The organism is Bacteroidales bacterium (assembly GCA_021157585.1).
In the GTDB taxonomy this organism is placed as follows: domain Bacteria; phylum Bacteroidota; class Bacteroidia; order Bacteroidales; family UBA12170; genus UBA12170.
The window spans coordinates 14,770-35,747 of sequence record JAGGWH010000173.1 but is presented as its reverse complement, the minus strand read 5'-3'; the positions used below and the strand labels follow the sequence as shown (position 1 = coordinate 35,747).

The following is a 20,978-nucleotide window of genomic DNA, read 5'->3' as shown; positions in this document are numbered from 1 at the left end:
TATTAAAATATACTATGCCTTCTATAGTTGTATTTTTAACGGCTTACTTTATTTTAAAACAAGTATTTGATAAGCAAGCTTTGGAGCTTAAGTCAGAGCTGAAAGCGCAATTACAAAAGGAAAATTCAAAAATGCTAACTCCTGTTCGTATGCAGGCTTATGAGAGGATGGTGCTATTTTTGGAGCGTATATCGCCGGCACATCTGATTTTACGTCAAAACCAACCGGGTTTGAGTAGTTTTCAGTTTCAAACACGCTTGATACAAGCTATTAGAGAGGAGTTTGAACATAATCTTTCTCAGCAATTATACATTAGTAATACTTCATGGGAGCAAGTTGTTAATGCTAAAGAAGAAATGGTAAGAGTTATAAATACATCTGCCAGCAAGCTGAAATCTGATGAGCCTTCAGCAAAATTGGGAGAACTTATTATCAATACTGAAAAAAATCTCAAAAAGCCGATTGTAAAAAAAGCAATAGCTACTTTAAAAAAGGAATTAGAGCAAAATTTAGGATGAAATTTATAGAGCTCGTTAAACCTTTTTAATATTTTTCTATCAAAAGAAATGTAAATTAATTAATTGAGAGAATATACCGATAAAGAGATAATTCGGCTGGTTGCTGATCAGTCAACGAGTGAGCAAGGATTTAGAATCTTGGTAAAGACTTATCAAGAGCGTATCTACTGGCACATTCGGCGTATGGTATACTCTCACGATGATGCTAATGATATTTCTCAGAATACCTTTGTTAAGATTTGGCAAAATTTGTCTTCTTTCCGATCCGATTCCAATTTGTATACGTGGATATACAGGATAGCAACAAATGAAACTTTCGATTTCTTACGAAAAAAGAAACGTTATATATTTGGAACGGAATCAGATTATCGCGATAAGCTAAAACAAGATTTAGAGGATGATAATTTTTTCAGCGGTTCGGAAATTGAAAAAAAATTACAGCAAGCATTACTGGGTCTGCCCGATAAACAAAGAGTGGTATTTAATATGAAATATTTTGATGAGATGAAGTACGATGAAATATCTAAAGTGTTGAATACTTCTGTTGGCGCATTAAAAGCATCTTATCATCATGCAGTAAAAAAAATTGAAAAATACTTAGAAATAGATTAAACTAAATAAGTTTAAATTAGTCAAATAATTGTTATGAGTACAGAGGATAGAATAGACGATAAAATTAATAATTTGCTAAAGCCGACAAAAAATGCAGGTTTTACCAAGCCTCCTGCTGATTATTTTGAACGCTTTGCAGATAATCTTCCAATAGAAAAAAAGAAGGAAGTTAAAACTTTTGCTTTTAGTCAATTTAGGAGTAATTGGCTTCAAATTAGTTCTTTAGCTGTTGCAGCTGTGTTGTTGTTAGCTCTTTGGGTTTTTGTTTTTAACGCCAATATTAAAAGCGGCACAAACACTTATTTTACGGTTGATGATCTTATGGCAATAAACGATTTCCAAAATTATAATGAAGATCTAATATATAGCGAATTAGCTTTGGTATCTGATGAAGATATACTTTCCGTTGATGAGGAAATGGATGCTTTACTTGAAATGGATGATCTTTCCGCAGATGAGATTATAGAACTATATTCAACAGAATATTAAAAAATAAAAATTATGAAAACAGCAACTATAATATTTTTAAGCTTTTGGATTTCTTTCAGCGGTTTTGCTCAAGGACAGGGGAGACGTTTGGAAATGGAAAAACGTTATCGTACACAAAAAATAGCATTTATTACCGATAGAATGCAGTTAAGCGTTGAGGAAGCACAAAATTTTTGGCCGCTTTATCTTGAATTGGAAGCGGAAAAAGCTAAACTTGCTTCGGAAATACGAGATTATCGTGCTACATTTCCTAGCGATGCTGCTGATATGACAGAAGAACAGGCAATGGAATTTTTAAACTATTTTAATAAACATACTGCTTCTATGTCGAAGTTAGTTTTAGATTATCAGCAGAAATTTTTAAAAGTTATTTCGGCTAAACAGCTTTTGCTTTTACAAAATGCCGAAAATGGTTTTCGCCGACATTTATTACAAGAATTTAGAGGCAGAGGAGGGAATTGTCGTAGTAATTAAACTAATTATTGATATTTTTGTCAAAAACTATTAATGCTAAGTAATTCTACTGAAGTTGTCAGTTTCAACTATACTTTAATTCCTAAATCAAAATTTAAGACAGATTATAAAGGAAAGAGTGGTGTGGCTTATGAAGTGATTCGACTTGTTAATGGTATTCCCCTTTTCTTAGATCAACATTGCAATAGATTGCTGAATAGTTTGGCTACTGTCGAACCGGGGTTTAAACCCGATAAAGTCCGTTTAGAAAAGAGTATTTTAGAACTTATTTGGAAAAATAATTTTTCCAATACAAATATTCGTATAGACATTTTTGGCGAGAATATTTTAATTTATGGTATTCAGTCTTATTATCCTTCAGAAAAAGATTTTGAGCAAGGTGTTAGGGTTACTTTAACGTCATTAGAGCGTAAGAATCCGAAAGAAAAAATTTATCGTGAACTTTGGAAAAAAGATGTAGAACAAAGAATTGCGGATGCCAAGGTTTTTGAATTGCTTTTGGTAAATAAACAAGGTTTAATAACGGAGGGGAGTCGTTCAAATGTGTTCTTTATTCGTGATAATATCTTGTTTTCTCCTGATGAATCACTAATTCTTCCCGGAATTACACGATCAGAAATAATGAAAGTTGCAAAAGTATTAGGTCTTTTGGTTGAGCATGCAAAAATAGATAAGGCTAATCTTTTATCTTTTGATGCTGCATTTTTATGTGGCACTTCTATTAAAATATTACCAATAGCAGAAATAGATGAATTATCATTTAATGTTAATAATACTTTACTGCGGAAAATACAATTAGCTTTTAATGAGCATTTTGAGAAAGAATATAGAAAGTCAATTAAGAAATGGGGAAAATAAAACAGCTAATCTGGGATTGGAACGGAACGCTTTTAGACGATGTTAGGATGTGTGTAAATGTGATGAATGTTTTACTAGATAAATATGCATTACCTGAACTCACTTGTGAGAAATATAAGCAAGTTTTTGATTTTCCCGTAAAAGACTATTATGCAAACTTAGGTTTTGATTTCGAGATATTGCCTTTTGAACAAGTTGGTCACGAATTTATGGATGGTTATTTTAAAGAATTAGCTGATACTCCTATTTTCCCTGAAGTGCCTAAGTATTTGAAAGAATTTAAAACTTTAGGAATAAATCAGTTGGTTCTTTCTGCTATGGAGCATAATGCTTTAGAAGATAGCCTTACTGCAAAAGGAATTCGATCTTATTTTTCTAATGTACAAGGTATTGATAATCATTTGGCCAATGGTAAAGTTGAGCTGGCAGCGGGACTTTTAAAATCGTCGGGATTTGCTGCGCAAGAAACTCTTTTTGTTGGAGATACTATTCATGATTTGCATGTTGCCCAAACTATTGGAAGCTCTTGTGCTTTAATTGCAAATGGGCATTTTTCTAAAGAGCGTCTTTTAAAAGAGCATGATCTGGTTTTTGATTCGCTAACTGATTTTAGAAGTTATTTTAAGTCGGTAAGACTGTAGTTCTACTTTTGATTAAGAAAAAAGTATATGCAGATTAACCCTCATATTTAAAGCTGTTAATATTTTTGAATAACTCTTATCAGTTAGAAGTCATATTCTCAGTAAATCATCTATCTTTGTTTACCGTATTTATCCTGTACTTACCCGAAAAATTTATAATGGAAAATCTCAGATTTAAAGCTTTAGCCGATACTTTTAATAGAAAAAAGGTAAATTATGAAATGCCTAAGAATAAGCCATCAGAATATTTTGGAGAGATGACTTTCAATCTTTCAGCAATGAAAGAATATCTTACTGATGAATCCTTTCAGAAGGTAATGAGTGCTATAGAAAAAGGCACAAAAATTGACCGTGATGCAGCTGCTCAGATTGCTGCTTCTATGAAAGCGTGGTCTATTAGTAAAGGAGCTACGCATTATACTCATTGGTTTCACCCCTTAACGGGATCGACTGCCGAAAAACATGACTCTTTTATAAATCCTGAAGGAGGAGGGAAAGCAATTGAAAACTTCCGTGGAAATGAACTTATTCAGCAAGAGCCGGATGCATCAAGTTTCCCAAATGGAGGAATTAGAAATACTTTTGAAGCTAGGGGTTATACTGCTTGGGACCCAACTTCACCTGCTTTTATTTTAGGAAATACACTTTGTATTCCTACCATATTTGTTTCGTATACAGGAGAAGCACTCGATTATAAAACACCATTGCTAAAGTCGTCTTTTGCTCTCGATCAGGCAGCAAAAGCGGTTTGTAAAATGTTTAATGGCGAAATTGAGCGCATATATGCAACATTAGGATGGGAGCAGGAATATTTTTTGGTCGATCGTTCATTATTTATCGCACGTCCCGATTTGGTATTAACGGGAAGAACACTTTTCGGTCACGCTTCAGCAAAGGATCAGCAGCTTTCTGATCATTATTTTGGAACTATCCCCGAAAGGGTAAAAGAGTTTATGAAGGAATTTGAAACGGAAGCACATAAGCTTGGTATTCCGGTTAAAACTCGTCATAACGAAGTTGCTCCTAATCAGTTTGAGTGTGCTCCTGTTTATGAAGAAGTAAATATTGCTGTCGATCACAATCAATTGATAATGTATTTGATGGAAAAAGCAGCACGTAATCATAATTTTGAGGTGCTTTTCCACGAAAAACCTTTTGCTAATATTAATGGCTCGGGCAAGCATAATAATTGGTCTTTGGCTACAGATAAAGGTCAGAATTTATTTGCTCCCGGTAAAAATCCTAAAGAAAATCTGAGATTCATTACTTTCTTAGTCAATGTGCTAATGGCTGTTAATGAGTATGAAGATTTGGTTCGTGCCAGTATTTCTTCGGCAAGTAACGATCACAGATTAGGTGGCCATGAAGCTCCTCCGGCAGTAATTTCGGTATTTATTGGCAGTCAATTAACAAATCTTTTAGATAGGATAGAAGCAAGTAGTGATAAGTCGGGTTTAAGCGAAGAGTTAAAAGCCGGTTTAAATATTAATGTCCCAAATATTCCTGAAATTTTATTGGATAATACCGATAGAAATAGAACATCTCCTTTTGCATTTACAGGAAATAAATTTGAATTTAGAGCGGTTGGCTCAACAGCTAATTGTGCTAAACCGATGATTACTTTGAATACGATTCTGGCTAAGCAGTTAAAAGCTTTTAAGCAAGATATTGACAGTATCATGAGTAAAGGCTCTGATTTTGAAGATGCTGTTTATCAGGTTATTAAAAAATATATTGTCGGATCTAAAAGAATCCGGTTTGAAGGTAATAATTATAGTGAAGAATGGGTGACTGAAGCAAAAAAAAGAGGATTGTCAAATATTAAAACTACACCACGAACACTAAAAACTTTAGTTAAGAAAAATATTATTGAAGTATTTGAGGAAATGAACGTACTCACTGCTCGTGAGCTAAATGCTCGTCGATTAATACGATTGGAAAAGTTCACTAAAAAAGTACAAATAGAATCTCGTGTTTTAGGTGATATGGCAACCAATCATATTATTCCTATTGCTATTCGTTATCAAAATACTTTAATTGAAAATGTGAAAGGCTTAAAGGAAATTCTTGATCTTCAGATGTATGGGAAAGTATCTAAAAATGAATTAGATATTATAACTAAAATTTCTCAGCATATATCTGAAATAAAGAAAGGTGTAGATAAAATGATAGGCCAAAGAAAAGTGGCTAATAAACTGGAAGATCAAGAGGCTGTTGCGATAGCTTATGATGAGAATGTTAGAGTTACCGCCGAACAAATAAGAAAACATGTTGATAAACTGGAATTACTGATAGATGATGAGCTTTGGCCATTACCAAAATACCGTGAGCTCTTATTTATTCGTTAGTAATTAGTAGGAATTATTTTTATCTTTGTGTGTAGAATATTTAAACATTCAATTTTATGAAGCAGAAATATGTTTGCCCTAAATGTGGGAATACAACCTATGAAACCGACGAAATTAGAACAACAGGTGGAAATCTTGCAAAGATATTTGATGTGCAAAATAAAAAGTTTTTTACTGTAAGCTGTACTAAATGTCATTATACTGAATTGTATAAAGGATCGACAAGTACATTGGGTAATGTATTAGATTTCTTTACAAATTAAATTATAATACCATGCGTAAGATTTATTTATTCACTTTAGTGTTAATGTTTGGTGTTGGTACTTCTGTAGCTCAAATTAGTTCGGTTAAAGTAAGTCCTTCTACTGAGAATTTAGGAGGAAACGGAGTGTTTTATTCCTTGCCTCGTACGGTATTTAAGGTAGATGTACTTATTAGTAAAATAGAAGATGTGCCGGGACCATACGCTTCTTTGGCATCTAAGGTCTTAGGCTTAACAGATTTTATTAACCGTGCCGAAACACAATATTCTATAAAGGGAATTTATATACATTCAATTAGTGAAGCCGATCCTAATGCTGTTTATTTTTTAAATTTTGGTGAGCGTTCTAATAAATCTGACCGTACATTTATTGTGCAACTACAAGCAAATGGTGTGTTAAAGGGTATTAATGAAACAACTTTCTTAAATAAAGAAGATAGAAAAGCTAAGTTAGAACTTAGAGAGGACTATTTTTCGCAAGACTTTAATTATTTTGCCGATTTGAATCAGATGATTCGTGTTGATACTATTATTCGCAGAATAGCTGTAGATACCACTACCATAGAAGATGTGGTCTTTAATAGGGCTACTGTCGAGAAGACTAAATTACAGCGTGCACAGGATGCAGCAAATGCTTATATGGATATTCATAAAAATCGTTTAGAATTACTTTCCGGCTTTCAAGAAGTAAATTATCCCGCACAAACTATAGAGTTGATGAACTCCGAATTGCGACAAATGGAAGTTGACTATCTGGCACTATTTAAAGGAAAACGATTTATAAGTGAAGAGAAATTTTCTTTTTATCTTGTTCCTGATGGAGAGAAAAGTCACCAGACTTATCCTATATTCAAGTTTTCAAAAGAAAAAGGAGTAAGAGATTTAACAGCTACTTCTGGAGAACGGATTAATCTGATTGTTCAAACTAATGGACTTACGGATGTTTTGCCAAATCCGTTGTCTGAAAACCAATCATTAGGAGTTTTTTATCGTATTCCTGAAGTTGCAAGAGTATGGGCTGAGTATAATAATACCGAATATTCTAAGAATACATTTTTAATTCCGCAATTAGGTGTTTTACAATCTGTTAACACTTCAAAAACTCTTCTTTCTGTCGATCCTAATACCGGAATGTTAAAAGCAATAGAGATTAAATAAACAGACAATTATTAAGTTTCCTTATTTTCTGATTATTAGCTTTAAGGAAGTTGGTTTATCTTGAGCAAAGTCGAAACGTTATCTTCCTTTGGATATTTACATAGTTTTCAGGCTTTAAGAACTTTTTTGTTCTTATTAAAACTTAGTCATACACATATCAAAAAAAGGCTGTTCTTTTTTTATGAACAGCCTTTTGTAAACTCGTTTATTGAAAACTTTTATTCTTCTCCAACATCACGTAATCTTCGAGGTCCGGCTTGTTGAACTTCATAAGGAGTATATTCGGCAAAGAGTTTGAAATTTTCAATATACCTTGACGCTAATGCGTCATATTTTTTCCAATATTCTTTTTTGTCTCCCCAAGCATTTGATGGTTCAAAAACATCTTCGGGTACATTAGGACAAGATAGAGGTATATCAAAACCAAAAAGTTTATCTTTTCTGTATTCTACATTATCTAATTTACCTTCGAGAGCTGCATTTAGCATATTTCTGGTATGTCGGATAGAAATACGTTTTCCAACACCAAATTTTCCTCCAACCCAACCTGTATTTACGAGCCATATTTTGGCTCCGGCTTTTTCTGCTTTTTGACGAAGGAGATTAGCGTAAAAATAGGGGTGATGTACCATAAAAGGAGCTCCAAAGCAAGCTGAAAATGTAATCTCGGGCTCTATCCCCAAACCTAATTCTGTTCCTGCAATTTTAGAAGTGTATCCGCTAATAAAATGATAAATAGCCTGATTCATATCTAAGCGAGCAATAGGAGGTAAAACACCTTGAGCATCTGCTGTTAGGAATACAACATTTTTGGGTTGAGAATAAACCATTTTATCCGGAACGGAATTAGGAATAGATTCCAATGGATAGGAGAGACGAGTATTTTCTGTTATTCTTTCGTCATCAAGGTCTATTTCGCGAGAAGCAGGATCGTAAATAACATTCTCCAGTATAGTCCCAAACTTATAGGTACAAGCATGAATTTCAGGTTCAGCTTTTGCATTAAGACGAATTGCTTTTGCATAACATCCGGCTTCAAAATTAAATACTGCATCATCACTCCACCCATGTTCATCGTCTCCAATAAGATTACGCTTAGGATCGGCAGATAAAGTAGTTTTTCCCGTTCCACTCAGTCCGAAAAATAAAGCCACGTCATTTTTTTCTCCAACATTAGCAGAGCAGTGCATTGCCATAACATCTTGTAATGGCTTTAAATAATTCATAATGGTAAATACAGTTTTCTTTATCTCACCGGCATATTCGCTGTTTGCAATTATGGCTATTCTTTGTTCAAAATTAATAACAATAGCTGTTTCGCTTAATGTTCCGTCAATTCTAGGATCGACTTTAAATTTAGGCGCAACCATAACTGTAAAATCGGGAATGAATTGTTGCAGTTTAGCTAAATCTTTTTCTGCAAGGAGCATATTTCGAGCAAAATGAGAACACCATGCCCTATCGGAGATAACTCTGACGGGTAAACGATATTCCGGATGAGCTCCGGCATATAAATCTTGAACAAAAATTTCTTCACCCTGCCAATAAGCTTGTAATCTGGCAAAAAGGCCATTGAATTTTTCGGTAGTCATAGGACGGTTATATTCACCCCAATCTATTTTATCTTCTGTACTTTCTTCTTTTACAAAGTACTTATCATTTGCTGCTCTGGCAGTCCATTTTCCGGTATACAGATGGAAAGCTCCACCTTTTACAATATGTCCCTCACCACGAAAAACAGCCTCTTCTACTAAGGCTTCTGTTGGTAGATTCCAAAAAACTTTATCGAGGTAAACTAAACCGTGATTTTCTAAGCCGTAATCTGCTTTATATTCTCCGGCATGTTTTGAAGCCGGGGTATCAAATTCCAAATATTTCATTTTTGATGGGTTTTCTGATTAATAATTAACTCCAGTCTCTGACTAATTTTCTTTCGCCAATATATAATTCGTTTGGAGAATCGGGGTCGAGAGCCCATTTTATACGATCAATTCCTTCGTTTATATCTTTTATTGATCCACAGAAGGATATTCTTAAAAATCCATCCATTCCAAATTCTTTCCCTGGCATGGTGAGAACTCTCACTTTATCAAGAAGAAATTTGGAGAGTTTGGTAGAGTCTTTTTCATAAGCACTAAAATCGGCAAATGTGTAAAAAGTACCATCGGGTGGCAATAAATGAATTCCGTTAAAAGCATTTAAACGTTGAATCAAGATTTTTCTGTTATTTTCCAAAGTGGTTTGTAATGCATTGGTACTTGATTGTACTCCTGTTAAAGCTCCAATTGCTGCTTTTTGTAATAAAATAGAAGGTCCTGAAGTTTGGTGTCCTTGGATATTAGACATTACGGCAATTAGTGATTTATTTGCTATTGCCCAACCTATTCTAAAACCTGTCATAGCATAAGCTTTTGAAACGCCATTTATGATAATTAGTTTAGAATTATCAGAAAAATTAGTAACAAAATCAAAAGGATTTGCAACCTTAATACCATTGTATACAAGCTTTTGGTAGATATCATCCATAATAAGATAAATACTTTTTTCCTCACAGAATCTAACTATTTCAGCAATAAAAGATTCAGGATAAACAGCACCGGAAGGATTATTGGGACTATTAATTATAATCGCTTTTGTATAAGAGGTAACATTTTGTTTAATGTCGTCCATTGTTGGAGTAAAAGTTCCATCTTCGGGAACTACCGGTACAGGTATAGCTCCGCACAGCTTCACCATTTCGGGATAAGAAACCCAATAGGGTGCAGGAAAGATTACTTCATCTTGAGGGTTGAGTATAGCCTGAAGTGCAACCATTAAAGATTGTTTTGCTCCACTAGAAACAATAATGTTTTTTGGAGATACCGGACGATTGTAATTTTCAATAGTGTGACGAATAACAGCTTTTTTCATATCTATACTACCATCAGCAGGAGCATATCTAACTTCTCCACTATTAATGTGTGCCGTTAATGCCGTAATTGCATCCAATGGCGATCTGCTTTTGGGCTCGCCTCCGCCAAGATGTATTACTGGCTCTCCTTTTGCCTTTAATATTGCAAAGGTTTCGTTTAGCTTTAGAGTAGCTGATTCATTTATCGACCTTCCTATAATGCTTATACTCATAATACAATAGTTTTTAATAAATATATAAACTAGAATTTATTCAATTTGAATTTGAAAAAAGTAAAAGGTTAAAATTAGAAAAAATATGTAAACTATTATCTCTATATGTTAATTTAATTGTGATATAAATAACATCAAATTAAACTAATTTAATTATCAAAGCACAAAATATTTTTAATATTTTATTCGGATAGATTATTAACCTATAACCTAAGAATTAGGCGTTTATATTTTTTTTGCTTTAAAGACTGTTTTCGTATGGTAATCGTCCTATTATTGAGCGTCCTAATGTAATTTCGTCAGCAAATTCTATTTCGTCACCAATGGCAACGCCACGTGCAATAGTACTTATTTTTAAGGTGAATCCGCTTAATTGTTTATAAATATAGAAACTGGTTGTATCTCCTTCAACAGTTGCCGAAAGAGTTAATATTATTTCTTCTATATTCTCGTTTTTAATACGGTCTGTTAATTTTTCGATAGTTAAGTCTGATGGACTAATACCATCCATAGGAGAAATTAAACCGCCTAATACATGATATAATCCCTGAAATTGTCCTGTATTTTCTATGGCCATAACATCGCGAATGTCTTCTACTATACATAAAGTTTTTTCATCTCTACGAGGGTTGCTGCATATTTCGCATATTTCTTGATCCGATATATTATGGCATCGTTTACAGAATTGAATGTTATTTCGCATATCTATAATGCTATTTCCTAAACGTTCGCTAAATGAAACGTCTTGTTTTAGCAGATAGAGAGCAAGTCGCATAGCTGTGCGCTTACCAATTCCGGGAAGTTTAGAGAGTTCATTAACGGCTTCTTCAACCAATTTAGAAGAATAATGATTTATCATAGATTCTTATATATTTTGTATTTTTGAGCAAAAATAGCTAAAAATATGAGTAGCAGGAGACTTGAAAATATTTCATTTATAATCTTATTAAATATATTGATGATTTTTTCTGTATCAGCACAGAACATAGTTGATGAAAATGGAAAGAAGCAAGGGAAATGGGTGAAATATAAAAACAGTATAAAGTTTTATGAAGGTCAGTTTTTGGATGGTGTTCCAATAGGAGAGTTCAAATACTTTTATCCGAATGGACATATAAAAATACAGACTAAGTTTGCTGATAATGGGCGTATTAATAGAACGAAGATATTTTTCGATTCTTATGAAGAGAAGGTTCAAGCCGAAGGAAACTATTTCGATAAGAAAAAAGATAGCACTTGGAATTATTATAATGATGCCGGAAATCTGATTATGATGGAAAATTACAAAAACGGATTAAAGCATGGCAAATTTATAGTGTTTAGCAATAATGGGCAGGTTAATTTGGTTGAATATTATGAAAATGATACTATTTCCGGAGAATCGCTTGAATATTTTGATGATGGAAAAGAATTTAGACTTATTACTTATGAGCATGGTAAACGAACAGGCGCATTTAAGCTGTTTTATCCGGAAGGAAGTCTTTTGTTAGAAGGCAATTACCTACAAGATATTCGCGATAGTATTTGGACAACTTATACGGAAACAGGAGATATAGAGTTTCTGGATTATTATGCTGACGGACTTTTGCAAAAACGTACCGATAAGGATGGAAATGAGCTAAAATTAAAACAAGAGGAAGAAATGGTTCCTTTGAATGTAGACCCTAGTGTTTTTGACCCTTCTGCCATAAAACGCTAACTGATAGTGGTTTTTGGTTTTCAGAATAATTTTTATAGATTTGTTAGTATATTCATGAATCTTAATTATTATGAAAAAGACCACTTTATTAATTCTTTTGGTGCTGTTTATAGTTCCAAGCTTTGCACAGAAAGTTTCTGATGTGTTTACCAAAAAAACAATGACTTTTTACGGACTCGATTTTTCCAATGCTAAACTAATTGGAAGTAGTACTTTTGTAGATCCACAGACTGTTAAAAGTAAGTGGTATCGCGAGTGGAATGACTTAATGAAGATAGAGCGTAAGAAATACAATGTTCAGAAGTTCTATAAGAAAAGAATTGCTAGTTATTATTTTTCTATAGCTAATGAGCGTAATAAATTACCTACAGTTTCGCGTATGGTTATTGACGAAGATCATAATATCAGTAAGGCTCTGCTCGATAGAATTATAACAAAATATCGCGATTCTGAGCACGAAGGTTTAGGCTTAGTGTATATTGTTGAATCGCTAAATGCCTACGATAAGGAAATGCGTATTTGGGTTACTTTCTTTGATATTAAAAGCCATAAAATCCTTTTAACCGAGTTGTTTACGGGTAAAGCCGGGGGAGCCGGATTCAGAAACTACTGGGCAAGAGCTTATTATAATGTTATGAGGCAATCGGAAAAAGCATTTAAAGATTGGGAATTGCTTTATACCGAATAAAATAAAAGCCTTTAGTAAGCATACTAAAGGCTTTTGATAATTTAGATTAATAATTATTTATTTAGTTTCTTTTTGGTTTTTTCTAAGCCTTCTTCTGTGGCTTCAATAACTTTTTTTGCTGCTTTCTTTACTTTCTTGCTTCCCTTCTTCAGGTTTTTCTTAGCAGCTTTTAATTCCTTGCTTTTAGCAACATCTTTTTTAATTTTTTTAGCTTTTTTCTTCGCCTTTTTAATTGCTTTTTCTGTTTTTGTCTCTGTCTTTTGGCTTATTGCAAAAGATTGAAACCCAAAGCTTAAGAATAAAGATATTAGAATAAGGATTAATTTATTTTTCATAATTTAATGATATTAATTTTTTGATAAATACAGTTTTATTTCATCCATTCAAATAATTGATAATGCTCTCCATTCATGCCTGTATTTTTGTATGTTTTTTGAGCGCGAATATTTGTTTTATCAACATACAAACGGATACCTCTTACATTTTCATCAGTATTTACTAAATTTTGAATATGCTCATACATTTTTCTGTAAATCCCTAATCTGCGAAAATTTTCTTTAACAAAAACGGACTGTATCCAATATACTAAACCATTTCTCCAATCGCTCCATTCGGGTGTTATCATTAATGATGCTGCTATTTCACCATCAATTTCGGCAACAAAATACTGACCTTTAGCTGAATCCTTGAAAGCAGCAAAAACTCCTTTTTCAACTGTAGTTTTATCTAGACGAAGATTTTCTGTTTCTAAAGCCATAGCCAATTGAAATTCAACAATAGTCGGCAGGTCAGTCTCTTTAGCTTTTCTAATTTGAATATTCATAGTTTATTTCTTGAGTGCATTATAAAGTATTACTATGGGATGCTGTGCCTCAACTTTTGTGCCATCTTTTATTTGGCAGCGACAAGAGGTTCCGGGAGCAGCAATAATGGTTTCTTCATCAGCTTCGCGTATAGCAGGGAATAACACCATTTCGCCAATCTTCATTGATAAATCATAATGCTCCTTTTCATAACCAAAAGAACCTGCCATTCCACAACATCCTGACGGAATTTCTGTTGCAGAATAATTTTCAGGGAAATTCAATACTTTTAGTGTGCTCTCTGTGGAAGCTACAGCTTTTTGCTGACAATGTCCGTGTAGCTTAATAGTTTGATAATCTGATGTAAATTGCTCTTTTCGTATTTTTCTTTTATCAATTTCTTTGGATAGAAATTCATCTATCATCAAAGCATTTTTAGCCAATGTTTTGGCTTTTGAAATTAATGACTCATCTACTAATTCAGGGTATTCATCTCTAAAACTTAAAATAGTTGAAGGTTCAATACCAAGTAATGGATGTTTTTCTGAAACAATATTGTTTAATAATTTAACATTAGCGTTTGCAATTTGCTTGGCTTTTCGTAAAAGTCCTTTTGATAAAAATGTTCTTCCACTTTCGCGATGTTTTGGAATACTTACTTCATAGCCCAATTTGTTGAGAAGGAGTATGGCTTTTATTCCCACTTCTGTATCATTAAATCGAGTAAATTCATCGTTAAATAAATATACTTTTCCATTAGGATATGCATTACTGCCTTGAGGATTATGCTTTAAAAACCAGCGATCTAAAGTCGTTTTGTACAATAAAGGCATTTCTCTTTTTGTTGAAAATCCAATAAGTTTTAGTAATAAACTTGAAAGGCTTTTACTTTTATAAATGGCGTTTGCCAAAGGTCTAAAAGGCATTGCTAAGCTGTTGAGCTTACTGATATTGGCAATTAGCCACGATCTCATAGGAATTCCATGTTCATCGTAATAATGTTGCAAAAACTCTGCTTTGAGCTTGGTAACATCTACATTTGAAGGACATTCGGATTTACAAGCTTTACACGAAAGGCATAAATCCATTACTTCATAAAGCTCTTCTTGGTCAAAAGGATTATCTTTTTTTGATTGTGTTAAAACTTCGCGAAGCATATTGGCTCGGGCACGTGTGGAATTTTTTTCGTCTTTAGTTGCTTGATAACTCGGACACATAGTGCCGCCAATTAAATGTGATTTCCGACAATCGCCTGAACCCGTACACCTTTCGGCTGCACGTAAAATTCCGGGTCCTTGATCAAACCTGAAAATAGTTTTTATTTCTTTTGTTTCAATATCAGCATCATAACGCAAATGCGTATTAATTTTGGGTGTTTCGGTAATCTTGCCGGGATTAAAAATATGCTTTGGATCCCAAGTATTTTTAAGTTTTTCTAGAAGGGCATAATTGCTTTTGCCTATCATCAGAGGAATAAACTCCCCGCGTAATCTTCCATCGCCATGCTCTCCGCTTAAAGACCCTCGGTATTTTTTTACCAGCTTTGCAGTATCCAATGCAATTGTGTGAAAAAGCTCAACATCTTCTTTTTTCTTTAAGTTAAGAATGGGACGTAAATGCAATTCGCCTGTAGCAATATGAGCATAATACACACAAGACTTATCATGTTTTTTCAATATATCGTTAAACTCGGCAATATATTCAGGAAGTTTTTCGGGATTTACTGCTGTGTCTTCAATCACGGGAACGGGTAATTCATCACCTGGCATATTTGATAGGACACCAAGTCCGGCCTTGCGTAAATTCCAAACTTTTTTAATATCTTTTCCTGTGATTAGAGGAAAATGAAAGCCATAACCGGCAGCTTCCATTTCTACTTGCATGGCCTTTGCTTTTTCTTCGATTGTTGAGAATTCTTTTTCTGCAAATTCAACAATCAGTAAAGCAGCAGGATCTCCTTTTACAAAAAATCTATTTTTAGCTTGCAGTTTATTCTTTTTTGTCAAATCCATGATGGCTTTATCCATCAGCTCTATCGAAACCGGATTGTATTTTAAAGCAATTAAATTGGTCTTTAAAGCTTCTTCAATACTGTTTAAATGAACGCAAACCAAAGCATTATTTTCAGGTGGGAGTGGCTCAAGGTTTAGTTTTATTTCGGTAGTAAAAGCAAGAGTGCCTTCCGATCCGGCTAAAAGCTTGGAAAAATTAAATTTCTCTTTCCCCTGAGTAAATATTTCCGTTTCGAGCAAAATATCCAAGGCATAACCTGTATTCCTTCTTTTAATTTTTGGATCAGGAAATTCTTTACGGATATTATCTTGGTTTTTTTTAGGAGAAAGGATTTCGTAGATATTTTGGTAAAGTTTATTTTCTAAAGAATTCCCTTTCCTTTTTTCTTCAAATTCGGTCTTGTTTAATGCTTTAAACCTGACTTCGCTACCATCACTTAAAAGAGTATTGACTTCTAATGTATGTTCGCGTGTGCTACCATAAATAAGAGAATGTGCACCGCAGGAATTATTTCCTAACATTCCGCCCATCACACAACGGTTGGATGTGGAAGTTTCGGGTGCAAAAAATAATTTGTGGGGAGCAAGAGCTTGATTAAGCTCATCTAAAACAACTCCGGGTTGCACACGAACCCAATGCTCATTGGCATTAACTTCAAGTATTTTGGTGAAATATTTTGAAGTGTCAACTATAATCCCATTTCCAACAACTTGTCCTGCAAGCGAAGTCCCTGCGCCACGGGGAATTAGTGAAATGTTATTTTCATTAGCAAAGTTAATTAATAAACGTAAGTCATCTATATCTTTTGGTAAAGTAACGGCAAGCGGTTTTTCTCTATAAGCCGATGCATCAGTAGCATAAGCAATACGCTGCAACTCATTAAGGTAAATGTCTCCACTAAATTCTAACTTTAGCTTTTCGATGGTGTTTATTTGAGTGTTTTTAGTATTCAAAAGGAAAAATTTAGCTGTAAAGATAATGCTTTTGCAAAAAAGATAAGCTGTTACTTGTGAAGTATTTATTCTTTACTTTGATGCCTGAAGAGTTGTTTGAAATTCCTTACATTAGATACTTTGATGGAATCTGTAAATCGTGCAGATACTTTAGCAACAATTGGAATCATAGAAGTTGCACTGAAAAAGGCGGTTTTGCTTTTGAAGAAGGATACGGACTGAAAGCCGCTCAGGGTGTTTTGATTTAGATTTTTATATAGATCCTTTTAGTGAACAGCTTTGTACACTTTTATTAATTTTACTAATAAATCTTCTAAATAATCTAATTTTAGCATATTGGCTCCGTCTGATAATGCTAGGGCAGGGTTTGGATGAGTCTCAAGGAAAATGCCATCTGCACCTGCTGCTAAACCGGCTTTTGCAATTGTTTCTATCATTTCCGGTTGTCCACCTGTAACTCCACTTGTTTGGTTAGGTTGTTGCAACGAATGTGTAATATCTAAAACTACGGGGACATCATTTTTTTGCATTACAGGAATACCTCTAAAATCAATAACCAAGTCTTGATAGCCAAGCATTGTTCCACGCTCAGTTAGCATAATATTCTGATTTCCTGATTCTCTTACTTTATCCACGGCAAAACGCATAGAATCGGCTGATAAAAACTGACCTTTCTTTATATTAACTACTTTTCCTGTTTTAGCAGCAGCAACTAAAAGGTCGGTTTGGCGACACAAAAAGGCCGGAATTTGTAGTACATCGACATATTCTGCGGCTAATGCAGCTTCTTTGGCAGTGTGAATATCGGTAACTATTGGGATATGTAGAGAATCACGAATTTCACCTAATAACTTTAATGCTTTTATATCTCCAATACCGGCAAAAGAATCTAATCGAGATCGGTTTGCCTTACGATAGGAAGCCTTAAAAATAAAAGGTATTCCTAATTTATCGGTTATTTGTTTTATGTCTTTAGCAATCTCTAAAGGCATTTGCTCGTTTTCGACAACACAAGGTCCTGCCAATAAGAAAAAACTATTAGGAACTTGTTTGAAATTAGGTATTTGCAAAGTTGACATAGGTTTATAGTAAAGGTAAAATTAGTTTTAAATTGGATTCTAATTCTTGATATTTCTCTTTTTTCGAGAGTCTCGGTATTACTAATCTTTTTTTCATTTTATTAGCTTTTGAACAAAGCTCTTCAAATTATTTGTGATTACCAAATAGGACTCTAATTTCGTCTTTAGCATTTTGAATTAAATCCTGTTTTTCATCCTTAGGAAGAAAAACAGACTGAAAAGCATTTAAAGTTAATTTCTCAACTTCTTTTTTGCTAAATTGATAAAATTTTATTGCCAGTTCAAACTCTTTTGTAAGTGTTGTGCCTGAAATCAGGTAACTGTCTGTATTTAAAGTTACAATAATGTCTTTTTTAAAGTAATCCTGTATTGGGTGGTTCTCTAATGAGCTTACTGCTTTTGTTTGCAAATTAGAGGATAAACAAACTTCTAAAGGAATTTGCTTATCGCGAATATATTGTAATAAATCATTATCCTGATAAAGATGAGTTCCGTGACCAATTCGGTTTGCTTTTAAGCCGTGGACAGCATCGTAAATAGAGTGCGCTCCATCTACTTCTCCGGCATGAACTGTTCGTGCTAAATTATGTCGAAATGCATAATCAAATGCTTTTATATGGTCTAAAGCCGGACGACCCAACTCTTCTCCTGCCAAATCGAAGGCAACAACGCCTTTATTTTTGTATTTTACTGATAGTTGTGCTAGCTCAAAATTTTGGGCTGCCGGAATATGACGTAATCCGCAAATAATTATTCCGCTTTTTATTCCAAGTATATTTTCTGCTTGTTTTTTCCCTCTAAGAACAGCCTCAACAACAGCATCAAGACTTAAACCCTCTTGAGTATGTAATATTGGGGAAAATCGAATCTCGAGATATTTTACATTCTCTTTTTTTACATCTTCTAAGAGTTCAAATACAGATTGCTCTAGTGCTTCTTCGGTTTGTAAAACCGATAAACTAATATCAAAAGGAATAAAATATTCTTTTAAACTTTTACAGTTTTCATCGTTAATAAGTAAAGAAGAAAGCTCATCTCGGTTAAAAGTGGGTAACTTAACCTTATTCTTTTTTGCCAGTTTTAGGATAGTATCAATGCGTAATGAACCATCTAAATGGTTATGTAATTCTGCTTTAGGAACTTGAGTTAAAAAGTGATGCATAATTAAAAAAAACTAATAGAAAATGGGACGCAAAGGTATTTAATTTTCGGCTGTCTATAATGTATTTTAATGGAATCTTAAATTATATTCTGTTTATTTGGAAAAAAATTTGCAATTTTGGTATAACTAACTGAAAGAACATTTTGCTATCAAAATTTTAGATTGGCGGCAATTCTTAAAAAAAGATTAAATATGGAAAATATAAAAGTTGATCAGGAAATATTGGAAAGAGCCAATGTGTGGCTAAATGGTAATTACGATGCCGAAACCAAAAAGGCCATAAGGCAAATGATGACTGACAATCCTCACGAACTAATAGAATCATTTTATAGAGATTTGGAATTTGGAACCGGTGGTTTACGTGGTATTATGGGCGTGGGAACTAACCGTATGAATAAATATACGGTAGGAATGGCCACTCAAGGTCTTGCTAATTACACTCTCAAGATGTTTCCCGAGCAAGAACAGATTTCTGCCGTAATTGCCTATGATTGTCGAAATAATAATACTTATTTTGCTCAAATTACTGCAGACGTTTTATCGGCAAATGGAATAAAGGTTTACATATTTGATGAGCTAAAGCCAACTCCGGAATTATCTTTTGCCATCAGGGAATTGAAAGCACAGATTGGAATTATGATTACAGCTTCTCATAATCCAAAAGAATACAATGGTTATAAAGTTTATTGGGATGATGGAGCTCAGCTTATTAATCCGCATGATATAAATGTTGTTGCCGAAGCTCAAAAGATTACAGATATCAATGATGTTAATTTTAATGGCGATAAGAGTCTTCAAAGTAGTATTGGTGACGATATAGATGCAAAATATATAGCTGCAGTTAAGAAACTTAGCTTATCGCCGGAGATTAATAAAAAACATCATGATTTAAAAATAGTTTATACTCCCATTCATGGAACCGGTGTTAAGCTTGTCCCTATGTCGTTAAAAGAGTTTGGATTTACTCAAATATATAATGTTCCTGCTCAAGATGTTGTAAGTGGAAATTTTGATACGGTAATATCGCCAAATCCGGAAGAGCCTGCAGCCTTAAAAATGGCAATTGAAAAAGCAAATGAAATTGGTGCCGATTTGGTTATGGCTACCGATCCTGATGCTGATAGAGTAGGAATTGCTGTTCGTGATGATGCCAACGAATTTACATTATTAAATGGTAATCAAACAGCTGCTTTACTAACTTATTATTTATTTAGTAAGTGGAAAGAAAATGGATTGTTAGATGGAAACCAATTTATGGTTAAAACAATTGTAACCAGTGAGTTACTTATTGATATGGCCAATAGGTACAAGATTGATTCTTATGATGTTTTAACGGGCTTTAAATTTATTGCCGATATTATTAAGCAATTAGAAGGAAAGAAAACTTTTATTGGCGGTGGCGAAGAAAGTTATGGTTTCCTTGTTGGCGATTTTGTTAGAGATAAAGATGCCGTAAGTGCTTGTTCTATGATTGCCGAAACAGCTGCTTGGGCAGCAGATAAGGGTCTTAAATTATACGATCTATTGAAGCAAATTTATTTAGAGTACGATTTTTATTACGAAACATTAACTTATATCGTTAAAAAAGGAAAAGCGGGTGCGGAAGAGATTCAAGCAATAATGGTCGATTATCGTAACAATCCGCCAAAATATATTAATAACTCAGAAGTTGTTGCTATAAAAGATTATCAGAAACAGCTTTTTTATGATTTGAAGACGGGCAAAGAACAAATTATTGATTTGCCAAAATCCAATGTATTGCAGTTCTTTACTGCCGACGGAAGTAAGATTTCGATACGTCCAAGCGGTACAGAACCTAAGATTAAGTACTACTTTGGTGTAAAAGCTCCGCTTGATAAGATAGAAGATTTTGATAGTGTTTATGCCTCATTAAAAGAGCGTATTAACTCTATTATTTCTTCTATGAAATTACGCTAAAGAAGTAAAAAAAAATATTTTAGCTGTCAGATTAAATTCTGGCAGCTTTTTTTATTTGGTAACTATTCCAAAATATAGACTCCTTTTAATGTTTAGATGTAAATTCCGGGCTCATTTAATTTTAATAATGCTTAGGTTTTTTATTAATTTAGCCGCGAAA

Annotated in this window: 21 protein-coding genes; 13 read left to right on the top strand and 8 right to left on the bottom strand. The window is 33.7% G+C overall.

Going from position 1 to position 20,978, the window contains the following annotated elements; all coding sequences use genetic code 11:
* The 9 genes from J7K39_12140 to J7K39_12100 all read left to right on the top strand — a co-directional run.
* Positions 1–518 (top strand): hypothetical protein (locus J7K39_12140; protein MCD6180644.1); only part of this gene is annotated, 518 nt, incomplete at its 5' end.
* Positions 519–581: 63 nt separating this feature from the next.
* The gene (locus J7K39_12135; protein ID MCD6180643.1) at positions 582–1,130 is read left to right on the top strand and encodes an RNA polymerase sigma factor; all 549 of its coding nucleotides are present in this window, start codon (positions 582–584) and stop codon (positions 1,128–1,130) included.
* Between the two features lie 33 nt (positions 1,131–1,163).
* The gene (locus J7K39_12130; GenBank protein MCD6180642.1) at positions 1,164–1,619 is read left to right on the top strand and encodes a hypothetical protein; all 456 of its coding nucleotides are present in this window, start codon (positions 1,164–1,166) and stop codon (positions 1,617–1,619) included.
* Between the two features lie 12 nt (positions 1,620–1,631).
* Positions 1,632–2,093, top strand: a complete 462-nt coding sequence (locus J7K39_12125; GenBank protein MCD6180641.1) for a hypothetical protein — start codon at positions 1,632–1,634, stop codon at positions 2,091–2,093.
* A 33-nt stretch (positions 2,094–2,126) separates the two neighbouring features.
* Positions 2,127–2,951 carry an aminotransferase class IV gene (locus tag J7K39_12120; GenBank protein ID MCD6180640.1) on the top strand — a complete coding sequence of 275 codons (825 nt, stop codon included), beginning with the start codon at positions 2,127–2,129 and terminating at the stop codon, positions 2,949–2,951.
* Positions 2,939–3,592 (top strand): HAD family hydrolase, encoded by a 654-nt coding sequence (locus J7K39_12115; protein MCD6180639.1) that lies wholly within the window; start codon positions 2,939–2,941, stop codon positions 3,590–3,592. Before J7K39_12120 ends, J7K39_12115 begins: the two co-directional genes overlap by 13 nt.
* 158 nt (positions 3,593–3,750) lie before the next feature.
* Positions 3,751–5,940: a glutamine synthetase III gene (locus J7K39_12110; GenBank protein MCD6180638.1), complete on the top strand. Its 2,190-nt coding sequence runs from the start codon at positions 3,751–3,753 to the stop codon at positions 5,938–5,940.
* Positions 5,941–5,996: 56 nt separating this feature from the next.
* Entirely contained in the window at positions 5,997–6,203 is a 207-nt protein-coding gene (locus tag J7K39_12105) for a zinc ribbon domain-containing protein (GenBank protein MCD6180637.1), read from the top strand.
* Positions 6,204–6,214: 11 nt separating this feature from the next.
* Positions 6,215–7,360: a DUF4831 family protein gene (locus J7K39_12100; GenBank protein MCD6180636.1), complete on the top strand. Its 1,146-nt coding sequence runs from the start codon at positions 6,215–6,217 to the stop codon at positions 7,358–7,360.
* Positions 7,361–7,578: 218 nt separating this feature from the next.
* On the opposite strand, the gene pckA is transcribed toward J7K39_12100, so the two are convergent.
* From pckA to recR, 3 genes are all read right to left on the bottom strand, one after another.
* A complete protein-coding gene (gene pckA / locus J7K39_12095; GenBank protein ID MCD6180635.1) occupies positions 7,579–9,240 on the bottom strand; it encodes a phosphoenolpyruvate carboxykinase (ATP) in 1,662 nt (553 codons plus the stop codon).
* Between the two features lie 25 nt (positions 9,241–9,265).
* Positions 9,266–10,483: a pyridoxal phosphate-dependent aminotransferase gene (locus tag J7K39_12090; protein MCD6180634.1), complete on the bottom strand. Its 1,218-nt coding sequence runs from the start codon at positions 10,481–10,483 to the stop codon at positions 9,266–9,268.
* Positions 10,484–10,724: 241 nt separating this feature from the next.
* Positions 10,725–11,342: a recombination protein RecR gene (recR, locus tag J7K39_12085; GenBank protein ID MCD6180633.1), complete on the bottom strand. Its 618-nt coding sequence runs from the start codon at positions 11,340–11,342 to the stop codon at positions 10,725–10,727.
* Between the two features lie 45 nt (positions 11,343–11,387).
* On the opposite strand from recR, the gene J7K39_12080 reads away from it, so the two are divergent.
* Together J7K39_12080 and J7K39_12075 are read left to right on the top strand one after the other, a co-directional pair.
* Positions 11,388–12,182: a toxin-antitoxin system YwqK family antitoxin gene (locus J7K39_12080; GenBank protein ID MCD6180632.1), complete on the top strand. Its 795-nt coding sequence runs from the start codon at positions 11,388–11,390 to the stop codon at positions 12,180–12,182.
* Positions 12,183–12,252: 70 nt separating this feature from the next.
* The gene (locus J7K39_12075; protein ID MCD6180631.1) at positions 12,253–12,870 is read left to right on the top strand and encodes a hypothetical protein; all 618 of its coding nucleotides are present in this window, start codon (positions 12,253–12,255) and stop codon (positions 12,868–12,870) included.
* Positions 12,871–12,923: 53 nt separating this feature from the next.
* Here the strand turns inward: J7K39_12075 and J7K39_12070 are convergent, their stop codons facing one another.
* Genes J7K39_12070 through J7K39_12060 form a run of 3 tightly spaced genes read right to left on the bottom strand, consistent with a single transcriptional unit; the run spans position 12,924 to position 16,609 of the window.
* The gene (locus J7K39_12070) at positions 12,924–13,205 is read right to left on the bottom strand and encodes a hypothetical protein (GenBank protein MCD6180630.1); all 282 of its coding nucleotides are present in this window, start codon (positions 13,203–13,205) and stop codon (positions 12,924–12,926) included.
* Between the two features lie 35 nt (positions 13,206–13,240).
* The gene (locus J7K39_12065) at positions 13,241–13,693 is read right to left on the bottom strand and encodes a GNAT family N-acetyltransferase (protein MCD6180629.1); all 453 of its coding nucleotides are present in this window, start codon (positions 13,691–13,693) and stop codon (positions 13,241–13,243) included.
* Positions 13,694–13,696: 3 nt separating this feature from the next.
* Complete coding sequence (locus J7K39_12060) at positions 13,697–16,609, bottom strand: FAD-binding protein (GenBank protein ID MCD6180628.1); 2,913 nt, start codon at positions 16,607–16,609, stop codon at positions 13,697–13,699.
* Positions 16,610–16,695: 86 nt separating this feature from the next.
* Between J7K39_12060 and J7K39_12055 the strand changes: the two genes are divergently transcribed.
* Positions 16,696–16,887 carry a hypothetical protein gene (locus J7K39_12055; GenBank protein MCD6180627.1) on the top strand — a complete coding sequence of 64 codons (192 nt, stop codon included), beginning with the start codon at positions 16,696–16,698 and terminating at the stop codon, positions 16,885–16,887.
* Between the two features lie 18 nt (positions 16,888–16,905).
* Here J7K39_12055 and kdsA read toward each other — a convergent pair whose 3' ends face one another.
* Both kdsA and add read right to left on the bottom strand, forming a co-directional pair.
* Positions 16,906–17,718 carry a 3-deoxy-8-phosphooctulonate synthase gene (kdsA, locus tag J7K39_12050; protein MCD6180626.1) on the bottom strand — a complete coding sequence of 271 codons (813 nt, stop codon included), beginning with the start codon at positions 17,716–17,718 and terminating at the stop codon, positions 16,906–16,908.
* 127 nt (positions 17,719–17,845) lie between these two features.
* On the bottom strand, positions 17,846–18,880 hold the full coding sequence (add, locus tag J7K39_12045; protein MCD6180625.1) for an adenosine deaminase: 1,035 nt from the start codon (positions 18,878–18,880) through the stop codon (positions 17,846–17,848).
* A 192-nt stretch (positions 18,881–19,072) separates the two neighbouring features.
* On the opposite strand from add, the gene J7K39_12040 reads away from it, so the two are divergent.
* A complete protein-coding gene (locus J7K39_12040; protein MCD6180624.1) occupies positions 19,073–20,818 on the top strand; it encodes a phospho-sugar mutase in 1,746 nt (581 codons plus the stop codon).
* The last annotated feature ends 160 nt before the right edge of the window (positions 20,819–20,978 follow it).